Origin of the sequence: Brevundimonas sp. (assembly GCF_052436175.1) — a bacterium.
Lineage (GTDB): Bacteria > Pseudomonadota > Alphaproteobacteria > Caulobacterales > Caulobacteraceae > Brevundimonas.
The window spans coordinates 1-12962 of the sequence record NZ_JBQVNM010000002.1 but is presented as its reverse complement, the minus strand read 5'-3'; the positions used below and the strand labels follow the sequence as shown (position 1 = coordinate 12962).

Annotated in this window: 11 protein-coding genes; 6 read left to right on the top strand and 5 right to left on the bottom strand. The window is 69.2% G+C overall.

Going from position 1 to position 12962, the window contains the following annotated elements:
• The first annotated feature begins 56 nt into the window (after positions 1 to 56).
• The 4 genes from cckA (at position 57) to ACT6QK_RS00710 (ending at position 7875) form a co-directional block, all read left to right on the top strand.
• The gene (gene cckA, locus ACT6QK_RS00725; RefSeq protein WP_444595907.1) at positions 57 to 2144 is read left to right on the top strand and encodes a cell cycle histidine kinase CckA; all 2088 of its coding nucleotides are present in this window, start codon (positions 57 to 59) and stop codon (positions 2142 to 2144) included.
• A gap of 66 nt (positions 2145 to 2210) precedes the next feature.
• Positions 2211 to 4046, top strand: a complete 1836-nt coding sequence (locus tag ACT6QK_RS00720) for a DUF885 domain-containing protein (protein ID WP_444595906.1) — start codon at positions 2211 to 2213, stop codon at positions 4044 to 4046.
• A gap of 80 nt (positions 4047 to 4126) precedes the next feature.
• On the top strand, positions 4127 to 5977 hold the full coding sequence (locus ACT6QK_RS00715) for a DUF885 domain-containing protein (protein ID WP_444595905.1): 1851 nt from the start codon (positions 4127 to 4129) through the stop codon (positions 5975 to 5977).
• 101 nt (positions 5978 to 6078) lie between these two features.
• Positions 6079 to 7875, top strand: coding sequence for a DUF885 domain-containing protein (locus ACT6QK_RS00710; RefSeq protein ID WP_444595904.1), 1797 nt, complete (start codon positions 6079 to 6081; stop codon positions 7873 to 7875).
• Here the strand turns inward: ACT6QK_RS00710 and ACT6QK_RS00705 are convergent.
• On the bottom strand, positions 7872 to 8819 hold the full coding sequence (locus ACT6QK_RS00705) for a LysR substrate-binding domain-containing protein (RefSeq protein ID WP_444595903.1): 948 nt from the start codon (positions 8817 to 8819) through the stop codon (positions 7872 to 7874). The genes ACT6QK_RS00710 and ACT6QK_RS00705 overlap by 4 nt on opposite strands.
• Before the next feature lie 98 nt (positions 8820 to 8917).
• On the opposite strand from ACT6QK_RS00705, the gene ACT6QK_RS00700 reads away from it, so the two are divergent.
• Positions 8918 to 9082 carry a hypothetical protein gene (locus ACT6QK_RS00700; RefSeq protein ID WP_444595902.1) on the top strand — a complete coding sequence of 55 codons (165 nt, stop codon included), beginning with the start codon at positions 8918 to 8920 and terminating at the stop codon, positions 9080 to 9082.
• Between the two features lie 13 nt (positions 9083 to 9095).
• Here the strand turns inward: ACT6QK_RS00700 and ACT6QK_RS00695 are convergent, their stop codons facing one another.
• The 4 genes from ACT6QK_RS00695 to ACT6QK_RS00680 all read right to left on the bottom strand — a co-directional run bounded on the left by ACT6QK_RS00695 (position 9096) and on the right by ACT6QK_RS00680 (position 11656).
• On the bottom strand, positions 9096 to 10007 hold the full coding sequence (locus ACT6QK_RS00695) for an NAD(P)/FAD-dependent oxidoreductase (RefSeq protein ID WP_444595901.1): 912 nt from the start codon (positions 10005 to 10007) through the stop codon (positions 9096 to 9098).
• Complete coding sequence (locus tag ACT6QK_RS00690) at positions 10000 to 10968, bottom strand: DUF1176 domain-containing protein (RefSeq protein ID WP_444595900.1); 969 nt, start codon at positions 10966 to 10968, stop codon at positions 10000 to 10002. The genes ACT6QK_RS00695 and ACT6QK_RS00690 overlap by 8 nt, the downstream gene beginning before the upstream one ends.
• A 245-nt stretch (positions 10969 to 11213) precedes the next feature.
• Positions 11214 to 11345, bottom strand: coding sequence for a hypothetical protein (locus ACT6QK_RS00685; protein ID WP_444595899.1), 132 nt, complete (start codon positions 11343 to 11345; stop codon positions 11214 to 11216).
• Between the two features lie 92 nt (positions 11346 to 11437).
• The gene (locus ACT6QK_RS00680; RefSeq protein WP_444595898.1) at positions 11438 to 11656 is read right to left on the bottom strand and encodes a DUF2945 domain-containing protein; all 219 of its coding nucleotides are present in this window, start codon (positions 11654 to 11656) and stop codon (positions 11438 to 11440) included.
• A gap of 157 nt (positions 11657 to 11813) precedes the next feature.
• Between ACT6QK_RS00680 and ACT6QK_RS00675 the strand changes: the two genes are divergently transcribed.
• Positions 11814 to 12962 (top strand): NADP-dependent isocitrate dehydrogenase (locus ACT6QK_RS00675; protein WP_444595897.1); only part of this gene is annotated, 1149 nt, incomplete at its 3' end.

The following is a 12962-nucleotide window of genomic DNA, read 5'->3' as shown; positions in this document are numbered from 1 at the left end:
GACGCGAATTCCTGTTTTGCGACTATGATCGGCCTCTTGATTCGCCGTGAGGTCGCATGACCGCCGTCCATCACAGTTCGCTGCGCCGCGCCTTCGATCCCCTGTTGATCCTGATGTGCCTGGGCTTCGCCGTGGTCGTCGCCGCCCTGGCCTGGCCGGCGTTCCGGGCCGGGCCCATGACCACGCCGGGGTTGATGCTGCTGGTGACCGTGGCCGCCGTGGCCCTGATCGGCCTCTTCGCCTTCGGCCGTGTCGATGCGCGTCGACCCGCCGGCGACGTGGCGCTCGAGATGCTGGAGGCCATGGCCGAGCCGGCGGCCCTGGTCTGGGCGGGCGGGCAGGTGCTGGCCTTCAACGCCGCCTGGGTCCAGCGCAACGGGGCCACGGCGACCCTGCCCAAGGGCCGGTCGGCCCAGGCCCTCTACATGGCCTTCGCCCAGGCGCGTAAGGGCGCGGAGGGGCGGGCCATCGTCATGCTCGGAGACCGCGAGGTCGAGGTGCTGATCGGCCAGGCCGGAGAGGGGCGCTTTCTGGTGCGTCAGGCGCCCGAGGCGGCCCTGACCTCTCCGGCCGTCCAGGTGGCCAGCCGGGTCGTCGCCGACAATGGCGAAGGGCGCGCCATGGCGGCCGGCGCCCCGTTCGGTTCGGCCGTGATCGCCGGCGCGGACCTGTTCGCGGGCCATGCCGAAGAGGCCAATCCCGCCCTGTCCGTCCTGACCGGGCCCAACGCCGCGCGCGATGCGGGCTTCGGTCATCTGTTCGATCCGGCCAGCGTGGCCGAGGCCAGAAAGGCGCTGGAGGCGGGCTCCAGCGGCCCGATCGACCTCGTTCCCCGGGCCTTTCCTGACCGGATGCTGCACCTCTACGTCGCGCCCGAGGGCGAGCGGCGGCGGGTCTGGCTGTTCGACGTCTCGACCCAGAAGTCGATGGAGCTCCAGCTCTCCCAGGCCCAGAAGATGCAGGCCGTGGGCCAGCTGGCCGGGGGCGTCGCCCACGACTTCAACAACCTGCTGACCGCCATCCAGATGCAGCTGTCGGGCCTGCTGGAACGGCATCCGGTCGGCGATCCCTCCTATGAAGGGCTGAACGAGATCCGCCAGACGGCCATCCGCGCCGCCGACCTGGTGCGCAAGCTGCTGGCCTTCTCACGCAAGTCGACCGTCCGGCGCGAGCGGCTGGATCTGGGTGAACTGGTCAGCGAGTTCACCGTCCTGCTGCGCCGGCTGCTGCGCGAGGATGTGCGGCTGGAAACAGACTACGGCCGCGACCTTCCGGTGGTCCTGGCCGACAAGAGCCAGCTGGAGACGGCGGTGATGAACCTGGCCGTCAACGCCCGCGACGCCATGCGCGGCGTGGTCGAACCGGGGGCCGGGGTGGTCACCATCAAGACCCGCCGCCTGACGCGCGACGAGGCCCGCACGCTGGGCTGGCGCCAGGCTCCCGAGGGCGACAGCGCCCTGATCGAGGTTTCGGACACCGGACCGGGCGTGCCGCCCGAACTGCTCGACAAGATCTTCGAACCCTTCTTCACTACCAAGGCGGTGAACGAGGGCACCGGCATGGGTCTGGCCACCGTCTACGGCATCGCCCAGCAGGCGGGGGGCCATATCTCGGTCGCGAATCTGCCGGGCGCCGGTTCCAGGAATCTTGGCGCCGCCTTCCGCATCTTCCTGCCCGCCGCCACCGCTGCGGAGCTGGTCGAGGTCGCCCCCGTCGTGGCCAAGGTCAAGGCTGCCCCGCGCGACCTGTCCGGCGCCGGCCGCATCCTGTTCGTCGAGGACGAGGCCTCGGTCCGCGTCATCGCCGCCAAGCTGCTGCGCCAGCGCGGCTATGAGGTCATCGAGGCCGAGGACGGGGAACAGGCGCTGGAACTGGCCGAGGAGTGGGCGGGCCAGATCGACATGCTGATCTCCGACGTCATCATGCCGGGCCTCGACGGCCCCTCCCTGCTGAAGAAGGCGCGTCAGTATCTGGGCGACGCCCCGGTCATGTTCATCTCGGGCTATGCCGAGAGCGACTTCTCCGACCTGTTGCAGGACGAGGTCGGGGTCTCCTTCCTGCCCAAGCCCCTGGACATCAAGACCCTGGCCGAACGGGTCAAGCAGGAGCTGCACCGCGAGGCCGACGCGGTCGAAGACGCCTAGATCAGGGTATTGCCAAGGGCGGGCGGCGGGTCTCAAGTCCCCGGCTTCAACAGTCCGGGTTCCGTCATGATCGATCGTCGCCGCTTCCTCCAGACCGCCGCCGCGACGGCCGCCGCCCTGACGGCGGCGCCCGCCTTCGCCCAGACCGGATCGAGCGCGGCCGCCGACGCCCTGGTGGCGCGGATCGGGGAGGAGGCGGTGGACGTCAACCCCCTGCTGGCCACCAACCTCGGCCTCGACAACGGCGCCCGCGCCGGACTGAAGGCGAAGCTGGCGCCCGCCGGCCTGTCGGCCCGCGCCGAGGCCATCGCCCGCAACGACCGCTGGCTGGCCGAGATACGAGCCATCGACGCCTCCACCCTGACGGGCCAGAGCGCCGCCAGCTTCGATGTGGTGCGGTTCCAGGCCGAGGCCCTCGATGCGGCCAAGGGCTTCGGCTACGGCGATTTCGGCTTCGTGGACGCCAGCGCCTATCCGATCCAGCCCTATACGATCAGCCAGCTGACCGGCGCCTATCAGTCGGTTCCCGACATCCTCGACACCCAGCATTCCATCGAAACGGCCGACGACGCCGAGGCCTATCTGTCGCGCCTGTCGGCCCTCGCCGAGGTCATCGACCAGCAGGTCGAGGCCGGCCGGGCCGATGGGGCCAAGGGCGTGATCCCGCCCGACTTCATCGTCGCCAAGGCCCTGGTCCAGATGGCCGCCCTGCGCGGCGTCCCGGCGGCCGAGGCGGGCCTGACCACCAGCGTCGCGCGCCGCGCCGCCGATAAGGGTCTGGCCGGAGACTGGGCCGCCCGCGCCGAGACCATCGTCTCCCGCGAGATCTATCCGGCGCTCGACCGCCAGATCGCCCTGTTCGAGGGTTGGAAGGGCCGCGCAACCTCCGACGCGGGCGTCTGGGCCAAGCCCGACGGCGCGGCCTACTACGCCGCCGATCTACGGCTGATGACGACGACGGAGTTGGGGCCGGACGAGATCCACCAGATGGGGCTGGACCAGTCGCGCGACATCCTGGCCCGGATGGACGCCATCCTGAAGGCCCAGGGCATGACCGAGGGCTCGGTCGGCGCCCGGATGTCGGCGCTCGGCAAGGACCCGCGCCAGCTCTATCCGAACACCGAGGCGGGCAAGGCGCGGATTCTGACGGACCTGAACGCCCAGATCGTCGCCATGCAGGCGCGACTGCCCGAATACTTCGGCCGTCTGCCCAAATCAGGCGTCGAGGTTCGCCGCGTCCCCGTCGCCATCGAGGCGGGCGCCCCCGGCGGCTATGCCGTGTCCCCGTCGCTCGACGGCTCGCGGCCCGGCGCCTACTACATCAACCTGCGCGACACGGCCGAGTGGCCGAAATGGTCCCTGCCGACCCTGACCTGGCACGAGGCCATCCCGGGCCATCATTTCCAGGGCGCGCTGGCGGTCGAGAACACCGGCCTGCCCCTGATCTCCAAGGCCCTCTTCTTCAGCGCCCACGGCGAGGGCTGGGCCCTGTACGCCGAGCAACTGGCGGACGAGATGGGGGTCTATGCGACCGATCCGTTCGGCGAACTGGGCTATCTCCAGTCCCTGCTGTTTCGCGCCTCGCGGCTGGTCGCGGACACCGGCCTGCATCACAAGCGCTGGAGCCGCGAACAGGCCATCCGCTACATGGTCGAGACCGGCGGCGACGAGGAGACCTCCATCGCCTCTGAGGTCGAACGCTACTGCGTCTGGCCGGGTCAGGCGTGCAGCTACAAGATCGGCCACACCGAATGGGTGCGGCTGCGCGAGGGAGCCAAGGCCGCCCTGGGCGACCGTTTCGACATCCGCGCCTTCCACGACGCCGCGCTCGGCGTCGGCGGTGTTCCGATCGAGACGCTGCAGATCGTGGTGGCGGACTGGGTGGCGAGCCGGCGCGCGTGATCGAAAGCTGACATCGAATTCACTTGCGGAGCGGCGGGGCGAGCGATCCAGTGTCGCCCTGCACGCTTGGGGAGCCTGAAATGATCGACCGTCGCCGCCTTCTGTTCACCGCCGCCGCCGGCGCGGCTCTGTCGGCCTCGGGCCAGGTCCTGGCCCAGACAGCGGCTGAGGCTGGCGCCGCCACGGCCGCCGCTCCGACCGGGCCGGCCGGCCAGCTGTCGACCCTGATGGACGCCATCTTCCAGAAGATGGTCATGACCTCGCCGGAGACCCTGACCAGCCTCGGCATGGACAAGGGACCGGGTGCGGCGATGAAGGCGAAGCTTGACGACCGGTCCCAGGCCAAGATCGACGCCGACAAGGCCGATTTCCGCGCCTCGATGGCCCAGCTGGCGGCCATCGACCGCAAGGCCCTGACGGGCGCCTCGGCCGTCCACTACGACACGCTGAAATACTTCGGCGATACGGTGGTGAGCGGCTACGACTTCCCCTACGGCGGCGGCTTCTTCCCCTCGCCCTATACGGTCAGCCAGCTGGGCGGCGCCTATCAGGGCATTCCCGACTTCCTGGACAGCCAGCATTCGATCGAGACGAAGGACGACGCCGACGCCTATCTGTCGCGCCTGACCGCCTTCGGCACGGCGCTCGATCAGGAAACCGAGCGGATGAAGGCCGACTTCGCCGCCGGCGCCGTGCCGCCCGACTTCATCATCGCCAAGACCCTGACCCAGATGGGCGCCATCACCGGCACGCCCGTCGACCAGCTGACCCTGGTCAGCTCCATCGTCCGCCGGACGGGCGAGAAGGGTCTGGAGGGCGACTGGGGCGCGAAGGCCACCGGCATCGTCGAGACCGTCGTCCTGCCCGCCCTGAACCGTCAGGCCGACGCCCTGAAGGCGGTCCAGCCCACGGCCGTTCACGACGGCGGCGTCTGGCGCCTGCCCGAGGGCGAAGCCTACTACAACTTCGGCATCCGCTACTTCACCACCACCAACATGACCGGTGATGAGGTCCACGAGATGGGCCTGGCCCAGCTGGCCGAACTGTCGGCCCGCGCCGACACGATCCTCAAGGCCCAGGGCATGACCCAGGGGACTGTGGGCGCCCGGATCGCCGCCATGGGCAAGGACCAGCGCTTCATCTACCCCAACACCGACGAGGCCAAGGAGGGTCTGCTCAAGGATCTGAACGCCCAGATCGTGGCCATGGAGGCCCGGCTGCCCGAATACTTCGGACGCCTTCCGAAATCGCCCGTCGAGGTCCGCCGCGTGCCCAAGGCCATCGAGGCCGGCGCCCCCGGCGGCTACTACCAGAGCCCGGCCCTGGATGGGTCGCGTCCGGGCGCCTACTACATCAACCTGCGCGACACGGCCGAGTGGCCGAAATGGACCCTGCCGACCCTCAGCTATCACGAGGCGACGCCCGGGCATCACCACCAGATCGCCTTGCAGCAGGAGAACGACAACACCCCCATGCTGATGAAGGTGATGGGCTTCTCGGCCTATTCCGAAGGCTGGGGTCTGTATGCCGAGCAACTGGCGGACGAGATGGGCGCCTATGAAGGCGATCCCTGGGGCCAGATCGGCTATCTGCAGTCGCTGATGTTCCGTGCGACCCGTCTGGTCGTCGATTCCGGCCTGCACCACAAGCGATGGAGCCGCGAGCAGGCCATCACCTTCATGGTCGACGCCATCGGCGATCAGGAGAGCTCGGTCACGACCGAGATCGAACGCTACTGCGTCTGGCCGGGCCAGGCCGCCAGCTACAAGGTCGGCCACACCACCATCGTCGACATCCGCGATGGGGCGAAGCGGCGGCTGGGGTCGAAGTTCGACATCAGAAGCTTCCACGACACCCTTCTGGGCGTCGGCGGCGTGCCGCTGGAGGTGCTGCGCGGCGTGATGACCGACTGGGAGCGCGCCCAGGCCTGATCGTCCGGGTGCGACCTTTCGACCGAAGACGCGGCCCCAACGGCAGGACACTGTAACGGGGCTGATGTGAGGGGCGGGCGGTTGCCCGCGAGGAGACCGCCATGATCGACCGCCGCCGCCTGTTGATGACCGCCGCCGCCACGGCGGTGGTCGCCCCGTCTCTCGCACCCGGCATCGCCCTGGCGAGCGAGGCCGATGCACGGCTGAACGCCCTGCTGGACGGCTGGTTCGAGGCGGATATCGACGAGAGCCCCGAGCGCGCCACCAATCTCGGCCTGGATCGCGGCGCCCGGGCGGGCCTGTCGTCGAAGCTCAGCGAGGCGGGCCCGGAGGCCATCCGCAAGGACCGCGACAAGGCGGTAAGCCGCTGGGCCGAGCTTCGGGACTTCGACCAGACCGGGCTCAGCGAGGCGGGCGCCCTGAACTACGCCGTCGCCGCCTTCGGGCGCGAGACCTCGGCTGAGACGGCCCGCTTCGCCTATGGCTCAGGTCCGGGGCGGCCGTCGCCCTATGTCGTGACCCAGCTGTCGGGCGCCTATTTCGAGACGCCGGACTTCCTGGACAACCAGCACCGGGTCGAGGACGCGGCGGGCGCTGACGCCTTCCTGTCCCGACTGGAGGCCTTCGCGGGGGTGCTGGACGGAGAGACGGAGAAGGTGCGCGAGGACGCGGGCCTCGGCGTCATTCCGCCGGACTTCATCATCGACCGGATGCTGCCCCAGATCCGCACCCTGCGCGACACCAACGCCGCCGACCTGGCCATGGTGAAGTCGCTGGCGCGCAAGGCCGCCGCCCTGAACCTAACCGGCTACGACGCCCGCGCCGCCGCCATCGTGGACGGCAAGGTCAAGCCGGCCCTCGCCCGCCAGATCGAGGCCCTGGAGGCGATCCGGCCCCGGGCGGTCCATGACGCCGGCGCCTGGCGCCTGCCGGAGGGCGAGGCCTTCTACGCCAACGGGCTGAAATCCAACACGACCACCACCCTCACGGCGAAGGAAATCCACGCCCTGGGCCGTGAACAGGTGGCCGAGATCAGCGCCGAGATCGATACGATCCTGAAGGGGCAGGGCTATACCCAGGGCACGGTCGGCGAACGGGTTCAGGCCCTGAACAAGGACCCCGCCCAGCTCTTCCCCAATACCGATGCGGGCAAGGAAGAGCTGCTGGCCTGGCTGAACGAACAGGTCGCGGCGCTGGAGCCGAAACTGCCGCAGGTCTTCGGCCGCCTGCCGAAATCCCATGTCGAGATCCGCCGGGTCCCGGTGTCGATCCAGTCGGGCGCGCCGGGCGGCTACTATCAGGGGCCCCCGCTGGATGGGTCGCGGCCCGGCGCCTACTACATCAACCTGCGCGACAGCGGGAACTGGCCGCGCTTCGCCCTGCCCACCCTGACCTATCACGAGGCCTCGCCCGGGCATCACCTGCAGGTCGCCCTGCAGCGCGAGTCCGGCGAACTGCCGCAATGGCGCCGGGCTGGCGGTTTCTCGGCCTACAACGAGGGCTGGGCCCTCTACGCCGAGGCGGTGGCGGCCAATGATCTCGACGCCTATGCGGGCGATCCTCTGGGGCGGGTCGGCTTCCTGATGTCCTATCTGTTCCGCGCGGTGCGTCTGGTCGTCGATACCGGCCTGCACTCCGAACGCTGGAGCCGCGAACAGGCGGTCGAATACATGGCGGCCTCGGGCGCCAAGCCGCTGGACGCCTCCAACAGCGAGATCAACCGCTACACCGTCTGGCCGGGTCAGGCCTGCTCCTACAAGGTCGGCCACACCGTCATCGCCCGCTTGCGCAAGGAGGCCGAGGCCAAGCCCGGCTTCGACCTCCGCGCCTTCCACGACAGGGTTCTGGAGAGCGGCTCTCTGCCGCTGGCCGTGCTCGAGGCGCGGATGAAGGCCTAACCGGCCCTCTGCTCAGCCAGCCGGGCCTCGGCGGCGCGGATGGCGGGATCTCCTGCTGCGGACGCTACCAACCAGTCGCGGAAGCGGGCGATCTTGGGTGAGCGCCTGCGGTCGGCCGGCCAGGCGATCCAGTAGCCGGGGCTGAGCTCGACCAGGTCGGGGAAGGGCTGAACCAGCATCCCGGCGGCGATCTCGCGCGCATAGAGGATGGGGGAGGCGAGGGCGACGCCCTGACCGCCCAGGGCCGCCGCCACCTCCAGGGCCTGGAAGTCGGCGCGCAGGCGAACCGAGGGATGGCCGACTTCGGCGACCCCGGCGGCGGCGAACCAGACGGCCCATTCCTTCTCGTCGCCGATGCGTGGCGCCGCGATCAGGCGCGACGGCCCGGTCAGGTCCAGAGACGCCGCCAGCGCCGGGGTGCACAGGGGGGTGAAAACCCCGGGCATCAGCCGCGCCGCCTCCAACCCCGGCCAGTCGCCGGTTCCAGCCCGGATGCCGACGTCGAAATTGTCCCGCTCCAGATCGAGCAGCTGGCTGGAGGTGTCCACCCGCACCGCCAGACCGGCGTTGGCCACCTGAAAGGCGCCGAGCCGCGGCGCCAGCCACTGACTGGCCAGGGTCGCCAGGGTGGTGATCGACAGCACGCCCTGATCGGCCTCGGTCAGGTCGGCGAAGGCGCGGCGCAGCAGCAGCATGGCCTCGGTGGCGGCGCGCGCCAGCCGTTCCCCGGGCTCGGTCAGGGCCACCTCGCGCGGCAGACGGCGGAACAGGCTGAGGCTGAGCTTGGTCTCCAGCGCCTTGATCTGCCAGCTCACCGCCGCCTGGGTCATGCCCAGTTCGGCGGCGGCCCGGGTGAAGCTCTTCAGACGCGCCGCCGCCTCGAATACCCGGATCGAGGACAGGGGGACGCCGGCCAGGGGATCGTTCGCTCGTGGATCGGACATAAGCCTGCCTTGTGTATCGATCCGATCATCTGGTTTGCGGCCCGTCTTCGTCAAGCCCATTCTCCGGTCATCGAAACCGACCAGCACAGGAGGCTGTCATGGAAGAAGCACACCGCATTCATAAGGACGTCGCATGGGGCTGGATGAGCCTTCTGCCGCCGCTCATCCGCGCGGCCCGCGCCGCCATCATCGCCTCCCTGCCGCCGCGCGACCGGGTGGTGACGCCCTGGAGCCTGCGCGCGCCGCACGACTGGTCGGCCTGAGGCCGCGCCCGCCTCAGGCCGTCTGGCCGTCGGTCCTGCGCAAGGCGTTGTGGATGGCCGTGGCGGCGACGGCGGCCTCGGCGTTGGCGACGGCGATCTGGTTCAGGCCCCGCACCACATCCCCGGCGGCGTAAAGGCCGGGGACGCTGGTCAGCTGGTGGGAATCGACGATCAGTCGCCCGTCCTCGCCGGTACGGGCGCTCAGCCGCTCGGCAAGAGACGCGTTCGGCGACGTGCCCAGAGCCGAATAGACCAGATCGAACGCCGCCTTTTCTCCACCCCAGCAGAGGGCCGTGACCCGGTCGCCTTCCAGCTCGACGTTGTCGATAGGGGTCTCGACCAGGGCGATGCCGAGCCGGGTCAGGGCGTCGCGCTCGGTCAGGTCGCCCGGCGGTCCGACGTGGATCAGGGTGACGCGGTCGGAGTAGGTGCGCAGGAAGGCGGCCTCGCGCACGCCCATGTCGTCCTTGCCGATGACGGCTACGGCCTTGTCTTGCGCCTCATAGCCGTCGCAGATCGGGCAGATGCGGACGAGGGCGCGCTGGACGGCGCGCTCGACCCCGGGCAGGTCCGGATGATGGTCCACGACGCCGCTCGCGAGCAGCACGGCCCTGACCTGCAGATCCCGGCCGTTCAGCGAGGCGACGAAGCCGCCTTCCACGGCGCGCAGGGTCTCGACGCACCCGGCCTCGATCACGGCGCCGTATTCCTCGGACTGTTCGCGCAGGCGGCTGACGATATGGGGGCCGCTGATGCCGGCGGGGAAGCCCGGCATATTGTGACTGAGCGGGATCCAGTCGGCGCGGGTCTCGCCCCCGTCGGCGACCAAGACGTGGCGCAGGTAGCGGCCGAGATAGGTCGCGGCCGTCAGGCCCGCGGGCCCGGCGCCGACGATCAGGACTTCGGGATCGACCCGACTATTCACGGCGGGTGCGCCAGGTGGTCGGCCAGCGGTCGGCGTTGGCGCCCCAGCATTCGCCCATCACGCTCTCCTCGCTGAGGACGAAGGCGCGGCCGGTCCAGGTCCAGGTCGAGGCGACGCCGCAGTCGCCGACGCCTCGTCCTCTGGCGAACTGACCGAGGGTGCGGGTCGTCGGATCGTATTCGCTGTTGACCAGTTCCTCATCGGCCTCGCCCGCTGCGCCGCGCAAAACCAACGGTCGGGGGGCGGAACCGTTCGGGCCTGTCAGGAAATACCGGGTGGTGAAATTGTAGGCTCCCGAGCCGCACGCCACCCCCCAGAGTTCTGTGCGCTCATCCAGTCGCGCGCGGGACAATCCTTCCTCGAACGAGACTGGGTTCCAAGCCTCCCGACAGGCGGCGACATCCGCCCGGGCAGCGAGACCTGCGGACATGGACGGGGCTATCTCAAGATTCGCCTGGGTGACGGCGGCTCCGGCCGAAACCCGGGGCAGGGGCGGGGCGGGGGGCACGGCTGTGGCGGGGCGCGCGCCCTTGCGAACGAGGGCAGTCACCGTGTCGAGCCGACCCTGACGTTCGTCGATCCACAACAGGGCTGCGGCGGCGCCGTTGAGGTTCATCGCCTGTGTCTCGCCCGCCGCGCCCAGCGTCATGGACCGCCCGACGACGAGAGCGGCGACGGCCGCGGCCGGGTCGGACAGCGCGACATCCTGGTCGCCCGGCCGCCAGCGCTCTACCGGCAAGGTTTGACCGTCGATCGACACCTTGACCGCCGCCTGGCCGAACTCTCCGCTACCGGGCCAGAAGCCGGTCATGACGTCAGGCCGGGCCTCCGGGCCGGGCGGCATGTGCACACGCACCCAACCCGTGGCGCCCTCTTGGGCCGCCGGTCCGAAGGCCATGCAGTCGTTGCCGTTGTCGCAGACGGCGAACCAGTCGCGGAAAGTCTTCGTCTCCGACGGCATTGCGGCGGGTCGGGCGGCGGCCTGGCCTGAGGCGGTTGCGGACCCGGCGCGGTTTGCGGGCTCAGCCTCGCGCTTCCCTTTCCCGGCGTCAGGGCTACAGGCGCCCAGCACCATGACGCCACTCATGAGGGCGTATCGCAGGGTCCGGCGTACGGCGATGGGCATTCTGTGGAGCCTCCGGCGATCCATAAGTGAGTCAGGCGTGGATACTGTGCCCGGGGCCGGAGCCTCGCAAGCGCCGGGGGTCAGGGCGTATTGGTCGTCGTCTCGTGCTCGGACAGGACGCGCTCCATGAGTTCGACGTCGATCAGGGCCGGAACCTCGCAGAAGGCGATGATCCATCTCTGGATCAGGGCAGCCTCGACGTCATCGTTCATTGGGTCGGCACTCGTTACGCACACTGGACCCGATCAACGCCCCGGAGGGTGCGGATGTTCGCTCGCCGCAGGATGACTTTTTCGAGGCAGGCTTAACGGCCCGCCTTTTGAAGCGCCTCGGGACGATGGATGGCCCGGGCGCCGGTCTTGTCGCTTTCGACCAGGTATTCGGGATCGTCGGGCGAGGCGGCCACGTGATGGCCCTTGATGTCGGTGGGATGGGTCACCTTGCGCACCACCTTTCCGGTGCTCTTGCCCCGACTGTGAGCCCATCTCACCTTGTCTCCGGGCTTGAAGGTCTTGTCGGTCATCCGTCTGCTCCGTTCGGCCACAGCCGATCAGCGGTCGTCGGGGCCAGGAGTTCCGGACCCGGCCGCGGCTTTGTCGCCCTCAGGGTTTGCGTCGGGGCAAGGCGCCGCTATACCCCGGCCCATCATCCTTCCCGACAATCACAAGCGGACCGAACCCATGGCCAAGATCAAGGTCGCCAACCCCATCGTCGATATCGACGGCGACGAAATGACCCGCATCATCTGGCAGTGGATCAAGGACAAGCTGGTCTTCCCGTTCGTCGACGTCGAGCTGGACTACTACGACCTGGGCATGGAGCACCGCGACGCCACCGACGACCAGGTGACGATCGACGCCGCCCACGCCATCCAGAAGCACGGCGTCGGCGTCAAATGCGCCACCATCACCCCTGACGAGGCGCGCGTCGCCGAGTTCGGCCTGAAGAAGATGTGGAAGTCGCCGAACGGCACCATCCGCAACATCCTGGGCGGCGTGGTCTTCCGCGAGCCGATCATCTGCCAGAACGTGCCGCGCCGGGTGCCCGGCTGGACCCAGCCGATCGTCGTCGGTCGTCACGCTTTCGGCGACCAGTACAAGGCCACCGACTTCCTCATGCCCGGCAAGGGCACCCTGTCGATCAAGTTCGTCGGCGACGACGGCGAGGTCATCGAGCATGAGGTCTTCAAGTCGCCCGGCGCCGGCGTCGCCATGGGCATGTACAACCTCGACGACTCGATCCGCGACTTCGCCCACTCCTCGTTCGGCTATGGCCTGAAGCGCAACTACCCGGTCTATCTGTCGACCAAGAACACGATCATGAAATACTATGACGGCCGCTTCAAGGACATCTTCCAGGAGGTGTTCGACGCCGAATACGCCGACAAGTTCAAGGCCGCCGGCCTGACCTATGAGCACCGCCTGATCGACGACATGGTGGCCGCGGCCATCAAGTGGTCGGGCGGCTTCGTCTGGGCGTGCAAGAACTACGACGGCGACGTGCAATCCGACGTCGTCGCCCAGGGCTTCGGCTCGCTGGGCCTGATGACCTCGGTCCTGATGACCCCGGACGGCAAGGTGCTGGAAACGGAAGCCGCCCACGGCACCGTGACCCGCCACTATCGCCAGCACCAGAAGGGCGAGGCCACCTCGACCAACTCGATCGCCTCGATCTTCGCCTGGACCCAGGGCTTCAAGCACCGCGCCAAGCTGGACGACAACGCCGAGCTGGCCCGCTTCGCCGAGACGCTGGAGAAGGTCGTGGTCGACACCGTCGAGGCCGGCTTCATGACCAAGGATCTGGCGCTTCTGGTTGGCGACCAGCAGGGC